Here is a 22,719-nt window from a genome sequence, read left to right on the forward strand (position 1 = left end):
TGTATGATCCGCCGTACTGACTGATAATAAAGGAGGCCAGCTGCGGGTTGGGGTTTTCGATCTTGATGGGATATTGCAGCTTTTTCTCATAGACGAACATCAGCGCTTCCCTCCTTCCGCAAGGTTCCAGGGCCAGGGATCTTTCAGCCACTGGGTCCAGTTCTCGCTGGAGGCCGTGGCGGTCTGGCGAAGGGGTCCGTGGAGGGCCTCATACTGTCTGCGGCCCTCCTCCTCCATGGCGGCATACTGCTGATAGAGGGCAAAGGCCTCCTGGTCGCTCTGGTGGGTGTCCAGGTACTGCCCCAGCTCCACCAGGACGAATTCCAGGGCCTGGAGCTCAGCCAGGGGGCCGTTCACCACGTCGGCCGCTTCCGGCTTCAGGTGGAAAGGGAGATTCAGCCCCGGGAAGAGGGTTCCGTTGTTGAGGGCCTCCTGCCGGTTGTAGCGCTTGGAGTCGGTCTGCTGGAAGGCCACATAGGGGACCGCCAGCGGCGCACATTCGGGAAGCGGGCCGCAGCCGTCGGAGCAGCGGTCATTCTCCGCTCCGGGTGCCTGCTCCATGCGGCTGCCCGGGGCGCGGGAGTTGGTATCTGGATACAAGTGTGATTCCTCCTCAGATGGATTGGAGACAGGTGCGGGGGGACTTCTGCGTCTCCGGACCATCCTATGCGCCCCTCCCCCGGTCAGGAACGCCTTGCGGGGAGGGGCTCCCCGCTCCACAGCGGGTCCCTTTGCGAAAATGGACGGGTTCCCGCTCTCTTTTCGGTTCCGGACGGAGCAAAGGGACAAAAATAAAAATTCCGGCGGCCTCTGCCATGGTGATGCAGAGGCCGCCGGATTTCTTGTGATCAGGATTCCAACAGTCCGATCAGATCTTCTTCGGTCAGCACGGGGATGCCCAGCTCATTGGCCTTGCGCAGCTTGGAGCCGGCCGCCTCCCCCGCCACCACATAGGTGGTCTTTTTGGAGACCGAGCCGGAGACCTTTCCGCCCAGGGCCTCGATGCGCGCCTTGGCCTCGTCCCGGGTGAAGTGCTCCAGCGTGCCGGTGAGGACAAAGGTCTTGCCCGCGAGCTGATCGCCGGCGGGGGCCTCCCGGCTCTCCAAATTGACGCCCGCCGCGCGGAGCGACTCGATCAGATGGCGGCTCTGGGGACTCTCGAACCAGGAGACGATGTTCCGGGCGGTGATCTCCCCGATGTCGGGGATGGCAGTCAGCTCCTCGATGGTGGCCGCCATCAGCGCGTCCAGGGTGCGGAAGTGGGCCGAGAGCACCTTGCCCGCCTTCTGCCCCACCTGCCGGATGCCGAAGGCGAAGAGGAGCCGGGAGAGGTCCCGCTCCTTGGAGGCCTCCAGGGCGGAAATCAGGTTTTCCGCGCTCTTCTGTCCCATCCGCTCCAGAGCGGCCACCTGCTCTACCTCCAGACGGTAGAGGTCGGCCGGGGACTTGACCAGCTCGGCCTTCACCAGCGCCTCCACCACCGCGGGGCCCAGACCCTCGATGTCCATGGCGTCCCGGCTTGCAAAGTGCACCAGATGCCGCAGCAGCTGGGCCGGGCACTCCGCGCCGGTACAGCGGATGTGGGCGCCGTCCTCATCCCGGACCACAGGGGCCCCGCAGACCGGACAGACCGAGGGCAGATGATAAGCCTGCGTCCCCTCCGGGCGCAGCTCGGGCAGGACCCGGACGATCTCGGGGATGATCTCCCCCGCCTTCTGGACCAGGACCGTGTCCCCGATGCGGATGTCCTTCTCGGAGATAAAGTCCTGATTGTGCAGCGTGGCGTTGGTGACCGTGGTCCCGGCCAGGCGCACCGGCTCGATGACCGCCTTGGGGGTGAGCACCCCCGTCCGGCCAACCTGGACCACGATGTCCACGATCCGGGATGGCTTCTGCTCCGGCGGGTACTTGTAGGCCGCCGCCCAGCGGGGGAACTTGGCGGTACTGCCCAGGATGGTGCGGTCTGCGAGATCGTTGAGCTTGATGACCGCGCCGTCGATCTCAAAGGGGTAGTCCTCCCGCTCCTCCCCCATGCGGTCGATCTCCTGCCGGATCTCGTCGATGCCGGTACACAGGCGATAGGGGATGACCTTGAAGTGCTGCTCCCTCAGGTAGTCCAGGGTCTCGGTGTGGGTGGAGAAGGTCTTCCCCTCCGCCCGCTGGATGTTGAAGACCTGGATGTCCAGACGGCGCTCGGCCACGATCCGGGGATCGTGCTGCCGGAGAGAGCCGGCCGCGGCGTTGCGGGGATTGGCGAAGAGGGGCTTCCCCTGGATCTCCAGCGCGGCATTGAGCTGCTCAAAGACCTGCTTGGGCATATACACCTCCCCACGCACGATGAGGCTGGGAAGCTTTTCGGGCAGCACCATGGGGATGGAGCGGATGGTGCGCAGGTTCTCGGTGACGTCCTCCCCCACCTGGCCGTCGCCCCGGGTGGCCCCCCGGACAAAGACGCCGTCCCGGTACTCCAGGGCCACCGAGAGGCCGTCCACCTTGGGCTCCACATCGTAGACCACCTGGTCCGCGCCCAGGCCCTCCTGCACCCGCACGGTGAAGTCGGCTACCTCCTCCCCGTCGAAGACGTCCTGGAGGCTCTCCAGCGGAACCGGATGGACCACGGGCGAAAAGCCGTCGGCCACGGTCCCGCCTACCCGCTGGGTGGGCGAGCTGGGGTCGGCGTACTCCGGGTGGGCCGCCTCCAGCTCCTCCAGACGGCGGAGCTTGTGGTCAAAGTCGTAGTCGCTCATACTGGGGCAGTCCAGTACATAGTATTCATAGTTGGCCTGTTCCAATTCCTGGCGCAGCTGCTGTATTTCCTGTTTTGCGTCCATAAGGGACCTCCCGTTGGAATGTTTCAGATGGTTGTTGTACTGGGTGTGCCCGTGTACCCCCCTCAGGGGTTCTCCGTCCCGCCGGAGATGTGCACATAGGTCTGGGGGACCTGCCCCACCAGAATGGTCTCGGCCACACAGACCGGGACCTTGGTCTGGATGTCCAGGCTGTGCCCCGGCAGGACGAGGGTGGCGCTGGCCGTCACATCGAACCAGATCCGGTGGAGGGTCTGGTTGATCCCGGCCTCGGAGAACTCGTTGCGCAGCTCCGCCCCGGCCACCGAGACCGACAGGAGCTGCACCTGGATGGAGGGACCGTACCCGCCCAGCACGGAAACGCCGGTCAGATTGCCCAGGGGAAGGGACACCGTCATGGGCTCCATGGCGTGCAGACGGCGGCTGACCTCCTCCACCAGCTGGGCGCGGAGCTGATTGAGGGCAAAGGGGTCCGACGTGAGCGTCTGGACCGTGCCGTCCTCCCCCACCTGAAGGGAGACCAGGTTCTCATAGGAGAGGGGGTACTCCTCCAGATGGTGGGCCACCGCGGCGTTCACCTCCTCCGAGAGAAGGGCCTGGACCTGAGCGGAGGCCAGGGCGAGCACCGATTGGGAGAGCAGCGCGTCCAGCGGAAGAATCAGCAGAAGGGCCAGCCCCACCCCGATCAGGGCGGGCAGGCCCTTCCCTCCCCTGCGGGGAACGGAGCGGCCGGGCCGGGCGGGCCGGCGCAGCCAGATATGTCGCATCCATCGCCGCATGGTATAGACTCACCTCACTTGAGGGAGTATATGCCGCCGCCGGCTTGGCCGATTACTCGCTCCGCAGCAGCTCCTCCACCGCCAGCATGACGCCCAGCTTGCCCGACTCGTAGGTCAGGCCGCCCTGGAGATAGGCGGTGTAGGGGGCGCGCATGGGCGCGTCGCAGGAGAGCTCAATGGAGGCGCCCTGGATGAAGGCGCCGGCCGCCATGATGACGGGGCAGTCATAGCCCGGCATGTCCCATGGCTCCGGAGTCACGTAGGAGTCCACCGGCGCGCCGAACTGGATGCCCTTGCAGAACTGCTTGAGGGGCTCGGGGGTGCCGAAGTGGATCATCTGGATGATGTCATGGCGCACCATGTCGGAGGTGGGCTCGGTGGCGTAGCCCAGAAGCTCCATCATTTTGGCGGCGAAGACCGCCGTCTTGACCGCCTGGGCCACCGTGTGGGGGGCCAGGAAGAGGCCCTGGTAGAGGGCGCGGTTTTGTCCCAGGGTGGAGCCGCACTCCCGGCCGATGCCGGGGACGGTGAGGCGCATGGAGGCCGCCTCGATCAGATCCTTCCGCCCGGCCAGGTATCCGCCCGTGGGGGCAAGACCCCCGCCGGGGTTCTTGATGAGGGAGCCGACCACCAGATCGGCGCCCACCTGGGTGGGCTCCTGCTCCTCCACGAACTCCCCGTAGCAGTTGTCCACCAGGATGGCCGCGTTGGGATTGTGCTCCCGCACCACGGCGCACAGGGCGCCGATCTCCTCCACCGAGAGGGAGGAGCGGGTGGAGTAGCCCTTGGAGCGCTGGATGAGCACCGCTTTGACCCGGGGGTCCTGCACGGCCCGGGCCAGGCCCTCGGGATCGGGGGCGTCGTTCACCAGTTCCACCTGCCGGTACTCGATCCCGTAGTCCTTCAAAGAGCCGGGGCCCTTGTCCACTACGCCGATCACGCCCAGAAGGGTGTCATAGGGGGCGCCCACGGCGGAGACCAGAATATCCCCCGGCTTGAGCGCCCCGAACAGGGCGCAGGAGATGGCGTGGGTGCCGTTCACAAACCCGATGCGCACCAGGGCGTCCTCGGTGCCGAAGATATCGGCATAGATCTCCTCCAGCTTGTCCCGGCCCAGGTCGTCGTAGCCGTAGCCGGTGGTGCCGGCAAAATAGCTCTCGGCCACATGGTGCTTCTGGAAGGCGGCCAGGACCTTCTGGGTGTTGACCTCCGCAATGGCGTCGATCCGGTCAAATTGTTCTCTCAATTCCGACTGAGCCCGGGCCGCCAGGCTCCGGACCCGCTCGCTGATCTGTAAAGACATCTCTCTCTTCCTATCCTATCCGAAATCTGAATCTATGATGGGCTCAGCCCTCCAGGGCCGCCCCGGCAAAGGCCGCGGACAGCTTGGCGCAGGCCTCCACATCCCGCAGGTCCACCATCTCCTGGGGGGTGTGGATGTAGCGGCAGGGGATGGAGATCCCGCCGGTATACACGCCCGCCCGGCTCTGGTGGATGGCCCCGGCGTCGGTGCCGCCGGCCTTGATGATATCGCCCTGGACCGGAATGCCCTGCTCCTTGGCCAGTGCGTTGAGCTTCCGGACCATGCTGGGATGGCACAGGACCGAGCGGTCCATGACCTTGACGGCCGCGCCCGCGCCCAGCTTGCTGGTGGCGGTGTGCTTGCTCCCCAGCTCGTCGTCGGCGGAGGTCACGTCCACCGCGATGGCATAGGCGGGATCAATGGCGAAGGCCGCCGTCTTGGCGCCCCGGAGTCCCACCTCCTCCTGCACGGTAAAGACGAAATAGAGGTCGTTTTCGCTCTTCTGGAGCTGCTCCAGCGCCAGGAGCAGGACGGCGCAGGAGATGTGGTTGTCCATATAAGGGGCCACCATGCGCTTGCCCGCCACAAAGGAGGCGGTGTCATACACAAAGGTGTCTCCCAGCGTCACCTGGCTGCGGGCCTCGGCCTCGTCGCAGGCGCCGATGTCCACATAGAGGTCGTCCAGCTTGAGCTCCTTGGGGTCGGCGCTCTCGGGCACGCAGAGCACACCACGGGTCCCGTTCTGGAACCGGACCGGCGTGGCGGCCAGATCGGGGGCGTGGAGCCCGCCGATGGCGCCGAAGCGCACAAAGCCCTTCTCGTCCACGTGGGTGACGATCCCGCCGATGGAGTCCATGTGGGCGGCGAACATCACCTTGGGACCGATCCCCTTCCGGTGCACGATCACATTGCCCAGCGTATCCACCGAGATGTCGTCGGCATAGGGGGCGGCGAGGGTCTGAATGGCCTGGGCGATCTCCCGCTCATTTCCCGAGGGGGCGTGGCAGGCGTTGAGTGTTTCTATGATCTTTACGATGTCCATCTTGGTACCTCCCTGTTTATGCGCGCGCGGCGATCGCGCCGATGAAGAGCCGGGTCAGATGCAGGATGGCGTCCAGATCCCGCTTGGCCGCCACGCTGGCCGGCGCGTGGAGATACCGTACCGCCAGGGATACGGTGGCCGTGCGCACCCCTTCCCGGGCGCGCTGGAAGGCGGCGGCGTCGTTCCCGCCGGAGATCCAGTGTTTGGTCTGCCAGGGGATCTGATGCTCCTCCGCCAGGGAGCGCAGCAGCTCGAAGAGCCCCCGGTCGGCGATGGAGCCCTTGTCCATGAAGGGGATCACCGCGCCCGCGCCGGGGACACAGACCTTCTGGTGCCCCTCCATGCCGGGCAGATCGGCCGCGGTGGTGGTCTCCAGCACCAGGGCGATCTCGGGCTTGACCGAGAAGGCCGCGCCGAAGGCGCCCCGGGTCCCCACCTCCTCCTGGGCGGTGAAGACAAAAGTGCAGTCCATGGGGAGCTCCTCCTCCAGGAGCTTCAGGAGCACCGCGCAGCCAGAGCGGTCATCCAGGGCCTTGGCCTTGACCATACCCTCTCCAAACTCCACCCAGTCGCTCTCAAAGACGGCGCAGTCCCCCAGGGAGACCAGCGCCTGGGCCTCCGCCTTGGAGCGGGCGCCGATGTCGATATAGTAGTCGTCCAGCTTGGGGACCACCTTTTCCTCCTCGGCGCTGACCAGGTGGTAGGCCTTCAGGCCGATGACTCCGGGGAGGCCCTTCTCCCCCACCTTGACGGGCTTTCCGATGAGGACGCGGCGGTCGATGCCCCCCACCGCGGAGAATTTCAGATACCCCTCGTCGGTGATGTGGCGCACGATGAGGCCCACCTCGTCCATGTGGGCGCACAGGACCAGCTTGTCGCCGGTGGCCTTCCTGCCGCGCTTTTTCACGATCAGGTTCCCCAGGGCGTCCACCCGGATCTCGTCCGCGTAGGGCTGGGCATGAGCCCGGATACAGGCGCGGACCTCGTCTTCAAAGCTGGAGACGCCGGAACAGGCGCACAGCTCTTGCAGCAGATTCAGCATAGGGTCTCCGCCTCCTCTCCCAGTCCCTCGGCAAAGGCGGCCAGGAGCTGGGCCACCTGCTCGGCGTCCGGCTCATCCATGACCTCGATGGGACTGTGCATATATTTGAGGGGCAGGCTGACCACCAGTGTGGCGATCCCCTCCCGGCAGATCTGCATGAACCAGCCGTTGGTCCCGGTGTGCCCGGCCATGACCTCCAGCTGGTAGGGAATGCCCCGCTCGTCCGCCTTCTCCATGGCCCGGCGGGTCATCCAGCGGGTCATGTTGGGACCCACCCCGATGACCGGGCCGCCGCCCACTTCAAAGCTCTTTTCCCTGGGACCGTCCGGCGTGCGGCCGTGGGTCACGTCCACCGCCACGCAGAAGTCGGGGGCGATGGCGAAGGTGGCGCACTGGGCGCCCGAGCCGCTGATCTCCTCCCGGGTGGAGCCCATCACATAGAGGTCCACGTCCAGCTCCTTCCCCTGGAGCAGCTCAGCTGCCCGCAGCAGGGTCACGAAGCAGGCCCGGTCGTCCATGGACTTTCCGCAGATCTCCCGCTCGCCCAGGGGGAAGCAGCCTCCACGGAAGGTCATGGGGGTGCCGATGGGCACCCGGCGCTCGGCCTCCTCCTGGCTCATGCCGATGTCCACGTAGAGCTCGGAGATGGGAATGGAGCGCTTGTCGTCCCCCTCCTTCTGCACGTGGGGGGGCAGGCAGGCCACCACCCCGAAGAGGGGCGGGTCGGTGAGCACGTTCAGCTCCCGGTTGGGGAGCATCCGGGGGTCCACCCCGCCGATGGTCTGAAAGCGGAGGAAGCCCTCCTCGATGCCGGTGACGATGAGCCCGATCTCGTCCAGATGGGCGTCCAGCAGCAGCTTTTTGGCGCCCGGCTTTCCGCAGCGGCGCACCCCGATCACATTGCCCATGCGGTCGGTCCAGACCTCGTCCATCATGGGCTCCAGCAGCGCCCGGGCCACCTGGGCCGCGGGGGCCTCAAAGCCGGAGGGCGCGTTCTGGGCACACAGCTGCTCCAGTGCGTTTCGCATATTCAATCCATATCACTTCCTGTTGTGTTGGGTAAAACCGAATGGCGCTCAGTCCAGCGCGTGGATGATTCGTTTGAAGGCGTTGCCCCGCTCCATGAAGTTCTTGAACCGGTCGAAGGAGGCGCAGGCGGGCGACAGGATGACCACGTCGCCGGGAACCGTGTCCCGGTTGGCCTCTGCCACCGCCTCGTCGAAGTCCTCCACCTCCACGATGGCGGGCCGGCCCGGGGCGTAGCCCGGAGCCCCCTCCACCGCGGCGCGGATCTTGCCGGCGGTGGGTCCGGTGAGGACCAGCTTCTTCACGTGGGAGACGATCTCCGGCCCCAGGGTGTCGAAGGGGATGTGCTTATCGTATCCTCCGGCGATCAGGATGACCGGCTGGTCGAAGCAGCGCAGCCCCGCCGCCGTCCGGGACGGGCTGGAGGCGATGGAGTCGTTGTAGTAGCGCACGCCCCGCAGGGTGCGCACCAGCTCGATGCGGTGCTCCACCCCCTGGAAGGCGGCGGCAAACTCCCGGATCACGTCGTCGGGCACCAGGCCGTTCACGGCGGCGATGGCCGCCATGTAGTTCTCCACGTTGTGGACGCCGGGCAGCAGGATTCCATCGATGGGGAGCACCTCCCGCTTGCCGTTGTCGTCGGAGACCCAGATGGCCCCGTCCTTCACGTAGACGCCCCGCTCCAGCTCCTGCTTCCGGCTGAAGCACATCACCCGGCCGGGGGCCTTGGCGGCAAAGCTGCGGGTGATCTCATTGTCCTCGTTGAGGACCACCAGGCCCTCTTCCTCCTGATGGAGATAGATGTTCTCCTTGGCGGAGACATACTCCTCCATGGAGGTGTGTACATCCAGGTGGTTGGGGGCCAGGTTGGTGATGACCGCGATGTCCGGGCTGCGCTGCATGGTCATCAGCTGGAAGGAGGAGAGCTCCAGCACGGCCACGTCCCCGTGCTCCATCCCGTCCGCGTCGGGCAGCAGGGGCTTGCCGATGTTGCCGCCCACATAGGTGGTATAGCCCGCGGCCTTCAAGAGCCCGGCGATGATGGTGGTGGTGGTGGTCTTTCCGTCACTGCCGGTGACGCCGATCATCTGGCAGGGACAGACCTCGAAGAAGGCCTCCATCTCCGAGGTGAGGACCGCGCCCCGCTCCCGGGCGGCCAGGAGCTGGGGAACATCCGGCCGCAGGCCCGGGGTACGGAAGATCACATCCTGATCCAACCCCTCCAGATAATCCTCCCCCAGGCGCAGCGTCACGCCTAGGCTCTCCAGGGCCTCGGCCTGACCGCCGAAGTCGGCACGGTCCCGCTTGTCGCAGGCGGTCACCTGCACGCCGGCGCGCACCAGCATTTTAATCAGGGGCGTATTGGACACGCCGATGCCGATGACGGCCACCCGCTTCCCCCTGAGATCATCCAGGTATTGCTGTATCATGGAACTCATGGTCTCGTTCCCCTTTCCGGATCACTCCAGTTGTTTAACTGATATATTATATCTCCTCCGCCCAAAAATTTCAAACCATTCTTGCGGTTATCCGTCGGCTGTGAGTGCTGCCCGCAGGTTGCGGAAGATGGGCTTGCTGGTTTCTCTCGAAAAAACACTTGACATTATTTATACAAAGTGATATAATATAAAATTAATATTGACATAAATGAAGTTGCATGCTACTCTTTACTCAACACAGGGTAAGGAGTATTTTTTATGGATTTTTCCAAGAATATGTTTTTTACAAGAAAAAAGATGCTGACCATTGCACTCAAATCGTACATTTTGCAGCAGGGCAATTCTCACCTGCAGAAATATTACAGAAGTGCAGAGGATATCGCCGGCTTTATCTGTGATCTGCAGCCGGCAGAACAGGATGATTACCACGACCTTGCGCACTATATCAAACAGTGGGAAGAGAATCGAGGTGTTCTTTTTGTTTGACAATTTTTCTTCCATAGGGTACAATACCCTTTGCAAGTAGGCTGGACAGCCGCGCAGACGGGACGAAAGGCCCGCCTGTGAGGAAAGTCCGGGCTCCGCAGGGCAAGGATAACGGGTAACACCCGCCGGGGGCGACCCTAGGAAAAGTGCAACAGAGATAAACCGCCTCGTCCCCTTTTCTGGGGCCCCAACAAAAACAGATGTTTTTGTTGGGAGAGGAGGCGCAGCGGACTGAGCGAGCTTTGTCCCTTGGGACGAAGCGAGGGATAGGAAGCTTGCGCCGACGAGGTAAGGGTGGAAAGGCGGAGATAAGAGCCCGCCCGATGGCTGGGAACAGTCCATCGCTGTAAACTCTATCCGGAGCAACGCCGTGGAGGGACATATGGTCGGCCCGACCGTCCCATGGAGGCGGCTGGAGCGTACCGGCAACGGTGCGTCGAGATAGATGGCTGTCTTAAATGACAGAACCCGGCTTACAGGCCTGCTTGTACCAGAAAGAACGTCTCGGCTGTATGGCCGGGGCGTTTTTTGCTGTCCTGAAGAAGGCTATTCCACCTCCCAGCGGTGGGCCAGATCCTGGCGGATCTGGGCCAGGACGTCCCGGGCCTGATAGGTGCGCTCCCCGGTTTCCGGGCCGCTCCCCTGCCCCGCCCGCCGGCGCTCCTGGGCGGCCTGGCGGCCCAGCCAGCGCTGGGTGTCCCGGTGGATGTTGGAACACATGAAGAGGCAGGCCATCCGTGTCTCCTCCGTCATGGCGGGAAAGGCTTCCAGGATCTCCGGGATGGACGGACTGTCCGGCTCTCCGGCGGCCATGCCGTATTCGAAGAGGGCGGTCAGCAGCAGGCCCCGCTGCTCCAGCGGCAGAGCCTGGACCATGGGGTAGTTGTCAAAATAGACGAGAAAACTTTTCTTCTGTGCCATGAAAAGCACCTCCTACCCCTACCCGTCCAACCGCCCTTTGGTGTACGTTTGCGTACACCTGGGACGCCATATAGGGATAGAAATAGAAAAAGAAATAGAAATAAAGATAGACATAGAAATGGATAGGGTCATAGGTACAGCCACCGTGCCCCGGTGGGGCGGGGCCTTGTGTGAGAAGATGTTTGGTGTGAGAAGGCAAAAAAAGTCAGGCCCCTGCAAAGCGCAGGAGACCTGACTTCTTTTGTGTTGCTGGTATGGATCAGTCCTGATCCCAGTTGTGGTAGACGTTCTGCACGTCGTCGTTTTCCTCCAGCAGGTCGATGAGCTTCTCCATGTTCTTGATGTCGGTCTCATCGGTGAGCTTGACATAGTTCTGGGGCACCATCTGCACGGAGGCCTCCAGGAAAGCGTAGCCCTTCTCCTCCAGCTGGGCGAGCACATCGCCGAAAGCGTCGGGGGCGGTGTAGACGGTGAAGACTTCCTCTTCCACCTGCATGTCGTCGGCGCCGCAGTCGAGGGCGTCCATCATCATGGTGTCCTCGTCCAGGTCCTCCCGCTCGATGACGATGACGCCCTTCTGGTCAAAGGACCAGGACACGCAGCCGGTGGCGCCCAGGCCCTTGCCGTACTTGTCCAGCAGGTGACGGACCTCGGGGGCGGTGCGCTGACGGTTATCGGTCAGAGCCTCCACGATGACGGCCACGCCGTTGGGGCCGTAGCCCTCGTAGACCACGCTCTCGAAGTTGTCGCTGTTCCCGGCGCCCAGAGCCTTGTCGATGGTGCGCTTGATGTTGTCGTTGGGCATGTTGGCCGCCTTGGCCTTGGCGATGACGGTGGCCAGACGGGAGTTGTTGGCGGGGTCGCCGCTGCCGCCCTGCTTGACCGCCACGATCATCTCGCGGGCGATCTTGGTAAAGAGCTGAGACCGCTTGGCGTCAGCCGCGCCCTTGGTCTTCTGAATATTGTGCCACTTGGAATGTCCGGACATACAATTCGTTCCCTTCTCCAGAAATCAATACGTCTGCCCCAGCGGGCAGCCGACAAAAATCAGCTAGACTAGTTTAGCACAGCCCACAGGCCTTTGCAACCCCTAAACGTGACGATTATAGATAAGAAAAGACCTCTTTGTGCCGTTTTGTCTGCACAAACTCGACCCCGGGGAAGGCGCCGCGCAGCCATTTCTCCAAAACGGGACAGACCACCTGCTCGGTGGGATAGTGTCCGGCGTCGATCAGATTGATGCCCAGGGCCTTGGCGTCCAGGAAACCGTTGTACTTCACGTCGGAGGTCACGAAGGTGTCGCAGCCCATCCGGAAGGCGTCGGTCAGCAGGTCGCCGCAGGCGCCGCCCCCCACCGCCACACGCCGCACGGGACGGCGGGCGTCCACATAGCGCACGCCGTTGGCGCCCAGGGTCTCCTTCACGAACTGGGCAAAGGCGGGGGCGTACTCGGGGATGCCCTCCCGCATGCCCACCCGGCCCACGCCGTAGGGATGGCCGTCCCCGTCCACCCCGTCGGTGTGGAGGAGCTCCAGCTGGGTGAGACCCAGCTTCTGGGCCAGGGCGTCGTTGACGCCGCCGGCCACCGCGTCCAGGTTGGTGTGTACGCAGATGGCGGCGATCTGGTGCTCGATCAGAGAGAGCAGGATGCGCCCGGTGGGATCGTTGTCCCGGATGCTCTTCACCGGATGGAAGATGACCGGGTGGTGGGACACGATGAGCTCGGCCCCCAGCTCGGCGGCCTCGGCCACCACCTCTTCCGTGATGTCCAGGGCGATCAGGACCTTGGAGACCGTGCGCTCCCCGTGGCCCACCAGAAAACCGGCGTTGTCAAAGTCCATCTGGATGGAGAAAGGCGCTCTCTGATCCAGATAGGCGTAGATGTCATTTACTTTCATCTTGCTTCAACTCCCTTTGCATGGTGATGAGTCCCTCCCGGACGGACTCCAGCTCTGTTTTCCAGGGGATGTCCTCCGGGCGCGTCGAGTGGCGGATGCCGGCGAGGGCCCGCTCCACCCGGGCCAGCAGGTGCTCCAGCAGCGCCGGACGCAGCGGTTCGCTCCCGGCAGTCTCCCAGGAACCGGCCCAGCACTCCGCGGGGGTCAGAGGGGGCATCTCCCCCGCTGCCACCTGCATAATGGTGTAAATGGTGTTGCCCTCCCGGCACAGGCGCTCCCGCAGGATGCGGTAGCCGCTGCGCTGGAGCCAGGCCCGCAGCTCGGGCAGCGCGCTCATGGGCTGGAGGATCAGCGTCCGATCCCCCAGGCGGCACCAGGGGGCGGCCGAGAGGATGGCGGAGATGGTCTCCCCTCCCATCCCGGCGATGGCGATGGTCTGGGCCTCCTCCGGCTGCACCCGCTCCAGCCCGTTGCCCAGGCGGAAGGACATTTGATCGGTGACTCCGTAGCGCTCCGCCGTCTGCCGGGCGCGCTCCAGGGGCCCTTTCCGCAGATCGGAGGCCACCGCGCTGGGGATGATCCCCTTCTGGATCAGATAGGCAGGCAGATAGGCGTGATCCGTCCCCACATCCACAAACCTGGTCTGGGGCGGGACCAGGTCCGCCACGGCCTGCAGGCGCGGCGACAGCTCAATGGTTTTCAAGAACTTCCCTCCTGATCTGAGAAACTCAAAAAAGAGCGGCCGAAAAGCCGCTCTTTTTTTCTCGTACCGATTACTGCTGCTCGGAAGCGGCGATCTGCTCGTTGATGGCGTTGAGCAGGGCCTCCACATTGACGCCGTGGACCATGCAGGCCTCCTCCACGGTCTCGCCGCGAGAAGAGGGGCAGCCCAGGCAGTGCATGCCGATGGACATAAAGAGAGGAGCAGTCTGGGGGGCGATATCCAGGATGTCGCCGATGATGGTGTCTTTCGTAATCTGAACCATATGGGTAAACCTCCAAATCAGAAGATAAAAGGATACGTGAGTAGTATATCCTATTTGTCGCCCTTTTTCAACTCTTTTTCCGGGCGAGGGCAGCGTATTTCTGCGCGCTGTGGGGCAAGCGCCTCGCAGAGTTCCGCCGTCCGCAGACGGCGGAAGGAAGTGAAGGCGTTTTTTCCGGCGGCGTGTACGTCGGAAAAAACACAGCTCAGGCCGCAAGTGTGCGCGCATCCGCGCGTGCGCGCCGCGGCCTGCATCCCCCTCTCAAAAATGCTTGCATTTTTGAGAAAAAAACAAGGACGCCCCGGAGGGCGTCCTTGTCTTACATACAGAGCTTACTGCTGCTCGCCGCGCATACGAGCGAAGCAATCGCTGCAGTACACGGGACGGTCGGACTTGGGCTCGAAGGGCACGCGGGCCTCACCGCCACAGGCGGCGCAGGTAGCAGTGAAGTACTCGCGGGGGCCACGGGAAGCGGCCTTGCGGGCGTCACGGCAGGCCTTGCAGCGCTGGGGCTCGTTCTGGAAGCCGCGCTCTGCGTAGAACTCCTGCTCACCAGCGGTGAACACGAACTCCTGGCCACACTCTTTGCATACCAAAGTCTTGTCTTCGTACATGATAAATACCCTCTCTTTGACTCATTTGCCCAGGTCCGGAATTGAAACCGTGAAGTGCTGGGACAGATTAATATTGCGTTCAGCTCTCGCTGACATCGCCAGATGAAAAGTGCTGCGCGACCTTCCGCCGGATACGTTGCACAGCGTTGTCCACCGATTTCGGGGACCGTTTTACCTCAGCGGCAATCTCGGAATAGGACAACCCTTCCAGATAGAGCCCGAGGATCTTCGCTTCGAAACCGGACAACTGGCCCTTTAGCACATTCATTCGCTCACGGACTTCTTCCTGACCGATCAGAGTATCCTCCGGATTTTCCAGACAGCGATACTCCCTGCCACAGATGTCATGGACGGCAAATCCGTCAAAAAGCGGGGTTTCGAAAGAAACAGAATTGTTCAACGGGGAATGCTTATCTCTTGCTGCTGCTTTAATAGCGGAGCGCAAACGGTTGCGGATACAGGTCTCGGCATAGGTCCGAAAGGAGACCTCCCGCCGGGGATCGTACTCGCGAATGGCGTTCCAAAGTCCCAACATCCCCTCCTGGATCAGATCCTCGCTGTCACCGCCCGCCAGAAAGTAGGGCCGGGCGCACACACGCACCACGCGGTTATAGCGCAGAACCAGCTCCTCTGCCGCGCTGCGATCGCCGGATTTGCTCCTGACACACAGGCATTCGTCGGAAGGATTGGAGTTTTGGGGTTGGAAAGCACTCATGCTCTTGCTCCTTGTCTGTTATTATACGCAAGAGTATATCTTGTTGTCAAGCGTTTATGCAAAATATTTATATTATGCCAAAAAATCTCACAGGATTTTTATGACATCTACCAGTTCTTCGGCGCAGGCACGGGCTGCCTCCTCGGTCTGAGCCTCCACCATCACGCGGATGAGGGCCTCGGTTCCGGAGGGGCGCACCAGGATGCGGCCGGTCCCCTGAAGGGCGGCCTCCTTGGCCTGGACCGCGTCCTTGAGGGCCTGGGCGGCCATGATTTCTTCCTTCTTCTCCTTGCTCTCCACCGGGAGGTTGATGAGGACCTGGGGATACCGGCGGCAGTCGGCCACCAGCTCAGAGGCCTTCTTGCCCGAGCGGTGGAGCACCTGGAGGAACTGGAGGGAGGTGAGCTCTCCGTCGCCGGTGGTGGCATAGGCGCGGAAAATGGTGTGGCCGGACTGCTCTCCCCCGATGACGAAGTCGTGCTCCAGCATCTTCTCCAGCACGTTGCGGTCGCCCACGGGCGTGCAGTGCAGCTCCATGCCGTTCTCCTTGGCGAAGATGTGCAGGCCCATGTTGCTCATGACGGTGCCCACCATGGCGTTGCCGTTGAGCTTGCCCTCGGCCTGGAGCACCCGTGCGCAGGCGGCCATGATCTGGTCGCCGTCGATGTCCTCGCCCTTCTCGTCCACGGCCAGGAAGCGGTCGGCGTCGCCGTCATAGGCCAGACCCAGGTCGTACCCGCCCTTCACGACAGCGGCCTTCAGGTCCTCCATATGGGTGGAGCCGCAGCCGTTGTTGATGTTGATGCCGTCGGGCTGGGCGTGCAGGATGTCGGCGTGCAGCTTGGGGAAGCGGGCGAACAGCCCCGGCGCCGTGGCCGAAGCCGCGCCGTTGGCGCAGTCCACCACGATGCGCATACCGGCAAAATCGGTGTCCACGGTGGAGACCAGGTGGTCGATGTAGGCCCGGGTCTCCTCCTCGTCCTTGTGGATGACCCGGCCCAGGTCCCCGTGGGTCTTGAGGGCGGGCAGCTGTCCGGAGAGGATGATCTCCTCGATCTCCCCCTCCAGGGCGTCGCGCAGCTTGTAGCCCTGGCTGTTGAAGATCTTGATGCCGTTGTGCTCAAAGGGGTTGTGAGAGGCCGAGATGACGATGCCCGCGTCGGCCCCCATCTCCACCGTGAGGAAGGCCACCGCCGGGGTGGGCACCACGCCCAGATGGAGCACGTCCGCTCCCGCGGAGCAAAGGCCCGCGATCAGGGCGCTCTCCAGCAGGTCGGAAGAGATGCGGGTATCCTTTCCGATGGCCACCTGGGGGCGCCTCTTTCCGGTCTCCTTGGCCATGACCACGGCGGCCGCCAGGCCCACCTGATAGGCGAGAGTGGCGTCCAGACCGGCGTTGACCACGCCGCGGATGCCGTCCGTACCAAACAATTTTCCCATAAATACACCTCATTCTCGTTGAATGTGAGTCAGATTCGATGGCAGTTCCCCGCAGGGCTTAAAAGGTGAGCTGCTCCATGCCGCCGGCGGCGCCCCCCGGGACGGGAAGTCCCAGGTGGAGATAGGCCTGCCGGGTGACGCAGCGGCCCCGGGGCGTGCGGGTGAGAAAACCCATCTGCATGAGATAGGGCTCATAGACGTCCTCCAGGGTGATGGACTCCTCGTTGATGGTGGCGGCCAGAGTCTCCAGCCCCACCGGGCCGCCGCCGTAGTGCTCGATGATGGCGCGCAGCATCCGGCGGTCCACCGCGTCCAGCCCCAGGTCGTCCACCTCCAGGGCGGTGAGGGCCTGGTCGGCCACTGCGCGGGTGATGACGCCCCCGGCCTTCACCTGGGCGAAATCCCGCACCCGGCGGAGCATCCGGTTGGCGATGCGGGGGGTGCCGCGGCTGCGCCGGGCGATCTCCATGGCCCCGTCCGGCTCGATGGGGACGTTCAGGATGCCCGCGCTCCGGGTGACGATGAGGGAGAGCTCCTCCGGCGTGTAGAGCTCCAGCCGCAGGGTGACGCCGAACCGGTCCCGCAGAGGGGCGGAGAGCTGGCCCGCCCGGGTGGTGGCCCCGATCAGGGTGAACTTGGGCAGGTCCAGGCGGATGGAGTTGGCCGAGGGGCCCTTTCCGATGATGATGTCGATGGCGAAATCCTCCATGGCGGGATACAGGATCTCCTCCACCGAGCGGTTGAGCCGGTGGATCTCGTCCACGAAGAGGATGTCGTTCTCATTCAGGTTGGTGAGGAGGGCGGCCAGATCCCCCGGTTTCTCGATGGCCGGGCCGGAGGTAATGCGGATATGGACCCCCATCTCGTTGGCGATGATCCCGCTGAGGGTGGTCTTGCCCAGACCCGGAGGGCCGTGGAGCAACACGTGGTCCAGGGGTTCATTGCGCATCTTGGCGGCCTGGATAAAGACCTCCAGGTTGTCCTTGGCCTTGCGCTGTCCGATGTATTCCGAGAGGACCTTGGGCCGGAGGGAGTACTCCCCCTCGTCCTCCTGGAGCAGTGAGGTGGTCACCAGCGGCTCTCTGGTCTCCAGGCTCCCGTCGTCCGAAAAGTCAATGCTCAAAATCTCACTTCCTGTCTCTGATGCGTTTCAAATCCATCTCGATCTCCGCCGCGACCTCTTCCACGCCCTTGCCGTCGGTCCAGACGGGGATCGTATCCATGTCCCGATACAGCGGAAGATAGGCTAGACTCCGCCCGATCACGTCTTCCTGCCGTTTTCCCGCCCGGATATCCCGCCGCAGCCGCTCCTCCAGTACGGCGGGTGCGGCCAGCAGCGAAAAGGCGTGGACCTCCACCCCGTCCAGGGGCAGCCGGGCGCAGATCTCGTCCACGATCTCCTGGCGGTGCATGACCCAGCCGAAAATGACATACTCCACCTCCGAGCACCGGAGAAAGCGGCCCAACAGCGTCCCGATGTTGTCCAGAACCAGGGCCTTCGTCTCCTCGGTCACCCGGAAGGGGTTCAGGTTCCAGCACCAGTCCCCGTCCAGGTAGACGCTGGGCTGGAGCCGCTTTTGCAGGCGCTGGCACACCTGAGTCTTACCCACGCCCATGGGTCCGCCGATCAGGAGAAGCTGTTTCACTGCTTCACCATTTTCTTCAGGGCCTGCTTGATGATGTCCTCCAGGCTGAGGGCCTCCACGTCAATGCCCTTGAGGGCCGTGGCCACCTCGCTCTGGCTGTATCCCAGCACGGCCAGGGCGGCGGCCGCCTCGCTGGACTTGTTCTGGGGGATGACGGTCACGCCGGTGCCGCCGTAGCTCTCGCCCTTGGGGGCGATCTGTCCCTTGGCCAGCTTGTCCTTGAGCTCCAGGATGATGCGCTGGGCGATCTTCTTCCCGATGCCCTGGGCCACGGTGAGGGCCTTCTCGTCCCCGGTGATGATGCTCATGGCCAGCCCCTCCGGCGTGGTGGCCGAGAGGATGGAGAGGGCGGCCTTGGGTCCCACGCCCGACACGCCGATGAGCAGCCGGAAGCAGTTGAGCTCATCCTCGGTGGCAAAGCCGTAGAGCTCAAAGATCTCCTCCCGCACGTAGAGATGGGTGAAGAGCTTCCCCTTCTCCCCTACGGTGAGGCGGGAGAGACTCTGGTTGGTGGTCCGGCAGGCATAGCCCACCCCACCGCAGTCGATCACCGCCAGATAGGGCTCCACATGGGCCACGGTACCGCTGACATAGTAAAACATACGCTGTTGTTTCTCCAATCCTGTTATGATCTGGTCCGGGCGGCGTAGCGGCCGCTGCCCGGGCGGGCGGAGTCCAGAAGACTCAGCCGCGAGGTAAAGGATCTGGCGTGGCACAGGGCGATGGCCACCGCGTCGGCGGCGTCGTCCGGCTTGGGGACGGCGGAGAGGCGCAGCAGCTTGCGGGTCATCTCCATGACCTGGCGCTTTTCGGCCTTTCCATAGCCGGCCACGGCCTGCTTGACCTGGGAGGGGCTGTACTCAAAAATGGGGACCCCCTCCTGTTCGGCGGCCAGGAGGATCACCCCTCTGGCCTGGGCCACACCGATACCGGTGGTCACGTTCTGGTTGAAAAAGAGCTCCTCCACCGCCATGGCGTCCGGCCGGAAGGTGGTCAGCAGCTGGTGCATATCCTCGAAGATCTGCCGAAGGCGCCCCGGGAGGGGCACCCCAGCCGGTGTCGTGATGGCCCCGCACCGGAGCAGACGCTGGGCATTCCGGTCGGCCTCCAGGATGCCGAAGCCCACGATGGCAAATCCCGGGTCGATGCCTAAAATAACCATGTCCTTCCTCCCTGCCCGGTGTTCCGATCCTCTGGGCCGGGCATAGACCCGGCGCTCAATCTTCTTTATTGTAGCACAGACGTTTGAAAATGAAAAGGAGATTTCTCTGCCTCTCTCGTGTGGAGATAGGAAAAGCCGGCGCGCATCCGCGCACCGGCTTTCGGCATGACGAGAAAGTGTATCCCCTCTCAAAAATGCCATGCGTTTTTGAGACAGGTTTATGCCCTTGGATGGGCCTTGCGGTAGACGTCCTTCAGCTTCTGGCTGACGATCTGGGTGTAGATCTGGGTGGAGGAGATGTCGGCGTGTCCCAGCATTTCCTGAATGGAGCGCAGGTCGGCCCCGTTCTCCAGCAGGTGGGCCGCAAAGGAGTGACGCAGGGTATGGGGGGTGATCTCCTTCTGGATGCCCGCCTTCTCCTGATAGTATTTGATGAGCTTCCAGAAGCCCTGGCGGCTCATCCGCTCACCGCTCATGTTGACGAAGAGGGCCTGTTCGTCCGGGTGCTCGATCATCTGGGGGCGCACATGCTCGATGTAATCGCTCAGGGCCCGCACCGCCGCCGGATACAGGGGGATGATCCGCTCCCGGTCCCGGCCGGAGCAGCGGATAAAGGCGGCGCTCAGGTTGATGTGGTCCATATTCAGGCCGATCAGCTCGCTCACCCGGATGCCGGTGGCATAGAGCAGCTCCAGCATGGCCCGGTCCCGGCAGCCCTTGGCGTCCGAGGCGTCGGGCTGCTCCAGAAAGAGCTCCACTTCCTTGCTGGTCAGGATCTGGGGGAGCTTGCGCTCCACCTTGGCCGGAGAGAGCCCCCGGGCGGGGTTGACCTCCACCACGCCCTGACGGATCAGGAAGCTGTAAAAGGATTTCAGCGAGGCCAGAGAACGGGTCACCGTCGCGGCCGATTTCCCCTCGGAGGAGAGAAACTGCGTGTAGGATTCGACGTCTGACTGTTTTACTTGCTCAGGCAGCTTGCCTGCACCCTCCAGCCAGTGCAAAAACTGGCGGATATCGCGAAGATACGAGCTCAATGTATTGGAGGCTACTTTTTTCTCCTCCGCCAGATAACGCTCATACTCTTGATAACAGTCCATCATCCAACACCTTCTTTTTCGCTATTTACCGGTTTCCTAGAGGGAAAACAGTCCGGCCGCGCCCGCCAGCAGCGAGGGGACGACCACGGATTCTAAAAAGATACACACACACAGCGCGCAGGCACACACCCCGCAGCGCAAAAAATAGAGTCTCCCATACGGGAGGGTACGCCGTCCGTCCCCCAGCATGCGGGTGGCCAGACAGCGGGACGCGATCCAACCCTGTACGCCCAGGACGAACAGCGCCGGAAGCGCGATACAGCCGGACACGCCAAAGACCACGAAGGCCAGCAGCGCGCCGCTCGCCCCGAACATCTTGACGAACGAGGCGATGGAAAAGGCCAGGAGGAATCCCCGCACGGAAAAAACCAGCGGGATACCCAGAAGCCCCAGCGTGGTAAACCCCAGTCCGAACACCAGAAGCGGCCAGCGTATGGTCTCCCAGACGGAGATCAGCAGCGGAGGAGATGCGGGCTGCACCTGCACGCTCTGTAAAAAGGAGGTCAGATATTCCGCGAGGAGGTCGTTCCCTCCCCCGCCGACCCGCACCGCCAACAGACACCCCAGGCATCCGCCCAGGAAAAAGCAGATCGATGTCACAGCGAGCGCCGCACTCAGGCCGGACGGCACGTCCCAGACTTTTGCAGTGGGTTTATGCATCTCTCTCACCTCCACCCCATCCTATGCGGAGGAGGGAGGCCTTTAGAAGCACAGAAAAACAACGGACTGGATTCATCCATAATTATAATAATCTACATAATACAATTATGCAAGAGGATTTCCAAAACTACCCGATTTTTGTCAATTATGATAATGCATTATGTATACAGTATTATGTAAATTTCAGAATGCGAAAAAAGATGTGGACCCCGTTTGGGGGCCACAAAACGCAAGATATAGCGATATACAAAACGGATACCGCAAAATGTAGCGGTATCCGTTTTGTTGTCAAAGTTAATCCGCCATCCCGGACGCAATGGCGCGCAGTGCAATGGCACACTCCAGCCGCTTGCGCTCCAGCACGCATCCCACATGGTGGGGGTGCTTGATATCGCCATTGACCAGCAGGTTGGACGCGCTGCACCCGCCGCTGCAATAGAAGCGGGCCCAGCAGTTGCCGCACTCCTCGCGGGTGTAGATGTTCAGACCGGCAAACTTTCCGGACAGCTCCATATCAAAGGTGCCGTCGTAGATGTTGCCCAGCTTGTACTCCTCGTTGCCCACGAACTGGTGGCAGGGGTAGATATCCCCTTCCGGCGTGATGGCCACATACTCACATCCGGCGCCGCAGCCGCGCAGGCGCTTGATCACGCAGGGACCCTGGGCCAGATCCACATTGAAGTGGAAGAAGTTGGTCTCGGGGTGGTCCTTGAGGTACTCGGCCAGGCGCTCGTACTCGGCCTCCAGCTCGGGCAGATCGGACTCCTGGAGGGCATAGGGATCGTCCTCCTTGCCCACCACCGGCTCCACCGAGATGTTCCGGCCGATGGCGGCCAGAGCCTTCACGTCCTCCGCGAAGTCCTTGTGGAAGCGGGTGAAGGTGCCGCGCAGGTAGTAGTCCTTGGTGCCCCGGCCCTCGATGAGCTTTTTGAACTTGGGCACGATCACGTCGTAGCTCCCCTTCCCGTTCACGGTGGGGCGCAGGTCGTCGTTGACCTCCTTGCGTCCGTCAATGGAGAGCACCGCGTTGGACATCTCGCGGTTGATGTACTCGATGTTCTCGTCGCTCAGGAGCACGCCGTTGGTGGTGATGGTGAAGCGGAAGCACTTCCCCTTCTCCTTCTCGATGGAGCGGGCGTAGGCCACGGTCTCCTTCACGGTCTCCATGGCCATGAGGGGCTCGCCGCCGAAGAAGTCCACCTCGATGTTGCGGCGGGGACCAGACTTCTCGATGACGAAGTCGATAGCCTTCTTGGCGGTCTCCACGTCCATGGTCATGCGGTGGCCGGTGCCGAAATCGCCGGTGGAGGCGAAGCAGTACTTGCACCGCAGGTTGCAGTCGTGGGACACGTGGAGGCACAGGGCCTTGACCAGGGCGGACTGCTGCATGGAGGCAGCCTTCTCCCGGTCGATGTAGTCGTCCTCCTCAAAGAGGAGTCCCTCGGCGGCCAGGCCGCGCAGCTCCTGCCACGCCTCCTCCAGCGCGGCAGGATCGTACTGGGACAGAGCGGCCTTGATGTCCTCCGGGCAGTGCTCCCCCATGGGAGGGGTCACCTTCTCCAGCAGGTGGTAGGTCACCTCGTCCAGCACGTGGACCGCGCCGCTGTTGACATCCACCGCGATATTGACCCCAAGGGCTTGAAAGGTATGTACCAT

At 63.0% G+C, this 22,719-nt stretch carries 24 protein-coding genes, 1 other RNA gene and 1 pseudogene; 2 read left to right on the forward strand and 24 right to left on the reverse strand.

Annotated features, from left to right (window positions below):
• Positions 1-7 precede the first annotated feature (7 nt).
• The 9 genes and pseudogenes from I2C21_RS04755 to murD form a co-directional block, all read right to left on the reverse strand.
• A pseudogene (locus I2C21_RS04755) lies at positions 8-100 on the reverse strand (manganese catalase family protein); the annotation flags it as partial.
• Positions 100-600: a spore coat protein CotJB gene (locus I2C21_RS04760; RefSeq protein ID WP_243207978.1), complete on the reverse strand. Its 501-nt coding sequence runs from the start codon at positions 598-600 to the stop codon at positions 100-102. The pseudogene I2C21_RS04755 and the gene I2C21_RS04760, both read right to left, overlap by 1 nt.
• 248 nt (positions 601-848) lie before the next feature.
• Complete coding sequence (gene ligA, locus I2C21_RS04765; protein ID WP_195278659.1) at positions 849-2,831, reverse strand: NAD-dependent DNA ligase LigA; 1,983 nt, start codon at positions 2,829-2,831, stop codon at positions 849-851.
• A 62-nt stretch (positions 2,832-2,893) separates the two neighbouring features.
• Positions 2,894-3,574 carry a sporulation protein YunB gene (gene yunB / locus I2C21_RS04770; protein ID WP_195278660.1) on the reverse strand — a complete coding sequence of 227 codons (681 nt, stop codon included), beginning with the start codon at positions 3,572-3,574 and terminating at the stop codon, positions 2,894-2,896.
• A gap of 64 nt (positions 3,575-3,638) precedes the next feature.
• Positions 3,639-4,889, reverse strand: a complete 1,251-nt coding sequence (locus I2C21_RS04775; protein ID WP_101693083.1) for a methionine gamma-lyase family protein — start codon at positions 4,887-4,889, stop codon at positions 3,639-3,641.
• A gap of 43 nt (positions 4,890-4,932) precedes the next feature.
• On the reverse strand, positions 4,933-5,931 hold the full coding sequence (locus I2C21_RS04780; protein WP_195278661.1) for a M42 family metallopeptidase: 999 nt from the start codon (positions 5,929-5,931) through the stop codon (positions 4,933-4,935).
• 16 nt (positions 5,932-5,947) lie between these two features.
• Positions 5,948-6,973 (reverse strand): M42 family metallopeptidase, encoded by a 1,026-nt coding sequence (locus I2C21_RS04785; protein ID WP_195278662.1) that lies wholly within the window; start codon positions 6,971-6,973, stop codon positions 5,948-5,950.
• Entirely contained in the window at positions 6,967-8,001 is a 1,035-nt protein-coding gene (locus tag I2C21_RS04790; protein ID WP_195278663.1) for a zinc-binding metallopeptidase family protein, read from the reverse strand. Before I2C21_RS04790 ends, I2C21_RS04785 begins: the two co-directional genes overlap by 7 nt.
• A 48-nt stretch (positions 8,002-8,049) precedes the next feature.
• Complete coding sequence (gene murD, locus I2C21_RS04795) at positions 8,050-9,438, reverse strand: UDP-N-acetylmuramoyl-L-alanine--D-glutamate ligase (RefSeq protein WP_195278664.1); 1,389 nt, start codon at positions 9,436-9,438, stop codon at positions 8,050-8,052.
• 258 nt (positions 9,439-9,696) lie between these two features.
• On the opposite strand from murD, the gene I2C21_RS04800 reads away from it, so the two are divergent.
• Together I2C21_RS04800 and rnpB are read left to right on the forward strand one after the other, a co-directional pair.
• On the forward strand, positions 9,697-9,924 hold the full coding sequence (locus tag I2C21_RS04800) for a hypothetical protein (RefSeq protein WP_193536666.1): 228 nt from the start codon (positions 9,697-9,699) through the stop codon (positions 9,922-9,924).
• Between the two features lie 33 nt (positions 9,925-9,957).
• Positions 9,958-10,416: RNase P RNA component class A (rnpB, locus tag I2C21_RS04805), an RNA gene on the forward strand.
• A 54-nt stretch (positions 10,417-10,470) separates the two neighbouring features.
• Here rnpB and I2C21_RS04810 read toward each other — a convergent pair.
• From I2C21_RS04810 to scfB, 15 genes are all read right to left on the reverse strand, one after another.
• Positions 10,471-10,845: a DUF6291 domain-containing protein gene (locus I2C21_RS04810; protein WP_101693078.1), complete on the reverse strand. Its 375-nt coding sequence runs from the start codon at positions 10,843-10,845 to the stop codon at positions 10,471-10,473.
• A 259-nt stretch (positions 10,846-11,104) separates the two neighbouring features.
• Positions 11,105-11,833, reverse strand: a complete 729-nt coding sequence (locus I2C21_RS04815; RefSeq protein WP_101693077.1) for a YebC/PmpR family DNA-binding transcriptional regulator — start codon at positions 11,831-11,833, stop codon at positions 11,105-11,107.
• Between the two features lie 115 nt (positions 11,834-11,948).
• On the reverse strand, positions 11,949-12,743 hold the full coding sequence (locus I2C21_RS04820; protein ID WP_101693076.1) for a Nif3-like dinuclear metal center hexameric protein: 795 nt from the start codon (positions 12,741-12,743) through the stop codon (positions 11,949-11,951).
• Positions 12,730-13,446 carry a class I SAM-dependent methyltransferase gene (locus I2C21_RS04825; protein ID WP_195278665.1) on the reverse strand — a complete coding sequence of 239 codons (717 nt, stop codon included), beginning with the start codon at positions 13,444-13,446 and terminating at the stop codon, positions 12,730-12,732. The genes I2C21_RS04820 and I2C21_RS04825 overlap by 14 nt, the downstream gene beginning before the upstream one ends.
• A 70-nt stretch (positions 13,447-13,516) precedes the next feature.
• A complete protein-coding gene (locus I2C21_RS04830; RefSeq protein ID WP_101693074.1) occupies positions 13,517-13,729 on the reverse strand; it encodes a DUF1858 domain-containing protein in 213 nt (70 codons plus the stop codon).
• Between the two features lie 332 nt (positions 13,730-14,061).
• Positions 14,062-14,343 carry a zinc-ribbon domain containing protein gene (locus I2C21_RS04835; protein WP_101693073.1) on the reverse strand — a complete coding sequence of 94 codons (282 nt, stop codon included), beginning with the start codon at positions 14,341-14,343 and terminating at the stop codon, positions 14,062-14,064.
• Positions 14,344-14,422: 79 nt separating this feature from the next.
• Positions 14,423-15,058 (reverse strand): sigma-70 family RNA polymerase sigma factor, encoded by a 636-nt coding sequence (locus I2C21_RS04840; RefSeq protein ID WP_101693072.1) that lies wholly within the window; start codon positions 15,056-15,058, stop codon positions 14,423-14,425.
• 87 nt (positions 15,059-15,145) lie between these two features.
• Positions 15,146-16,498 (reverse strand): phosphoglucosamine mutase, encoded by a 1,353-nt coding sequence (gene glmM, locus I2C21_RS04845; protein WP_195278666.1) that lies wholly within the window; start codon positions 16,496-16,498, stop codon positions 15,146-15,148.
• A 58-nt stretch (positions 16,499-16,556) separates the two neighbouring features.
• A complete protein-coding gene (gene ruvB / locus I2C21_RS04850) occupies positions 16,557-17,621 on the reverse strand; it encodes a Holliday junction branch migration DNA helicase RuvB (RefSeq protein WP_101693070.1) in 1,065 nt (354 codons plus the stop codon).
• A 4-nt stretch (positions 17,622-17,625) separates the two neighbouring features.
• Complete coding sequence (locus I2C21_RS04855) at positions 17,626-18,144, reverse strand: ATP-binding protein (protein ID WP_215655686.1); 519 nt, start codon at positions 18,142-18,144, stop codon at positions 17,626-17,628.
• Positions 18,141-18,746, reverse strand: coding sequence for a Holliday junction branch migration protein RuvA (gene ruvA, locus I2C21_RS04860; RefSeq protein WP_195278667.1), 606 nt, complete (start codon positions 18,744-18,746; stop codon positions 18,141-18,143). The genes I2C21_RS04855 and ruvA overlap by 4 nt, the downstream gene beginning before the upstream one ends.
• Before the next feature lie 23 nt (positions 18,747-18,769).
• A complete protein-coding gene (gene ruvC, locus I2C21_RS04865) occupies positions 18,770-19,306 on the reverse strand; it encodes a crossover junction endodeoxyribonuclease RuvC (RefSeq protein ID WP_101693067.1) in 537 nt (178 codons plus the stop codon).
• Between the two features lie 218 nt (positions 19,307-19,524).
• Positions 19,525-20,406 (reverse strand): site-specific tyrosine recombinase XerD, encoded by an 882-nt coding sequence (gene xerD / locus I2C21_RS04870; RefSeq protein ID WP_101693066.1) that lies wholly within the window; start codon positions 20,404-20,406, stop codon positions 19,525-19,527.
• Positions 20,407-20,439: 33 nt separating this feature from the next.
• Positions 20,440-21,063, reverse strand: coding sequence for a stage II sporulation protein M (locus I2C21_RS04875; RefSeq protein WP_195278668.1), 624 nt, complete (start codon positions 21,061-21,063; stop codon positions 20,440-20,442).
• A 294-nt stretch (positions 21,064-21,357) separates the two neighbouring features.
• Positions 21,358-22,719 carry a thioether cross-link-forming SCIFF peptide maturase gene (gene scfB, locus I2C21_RS04880; protein ID WP_101693064.1) on the reverse strand — a complete coding sequence of 454 codons (1,362 nt, stop codon included), beginning with the start codon at positions 22,717-22,719 and terminating at the stop codon, positions 21,358-21,360.

This window comes from Clostridium sp. J1101437_171009_A5 (genome assembly GCF_015547905.1).
GTDB lineage: Bacteria > Bacillota > Clostridia > Oscillospirales > Oscillospiraceae > Pseudoflavonifractor_A > Pseudoflavonifractor_A gallinarum.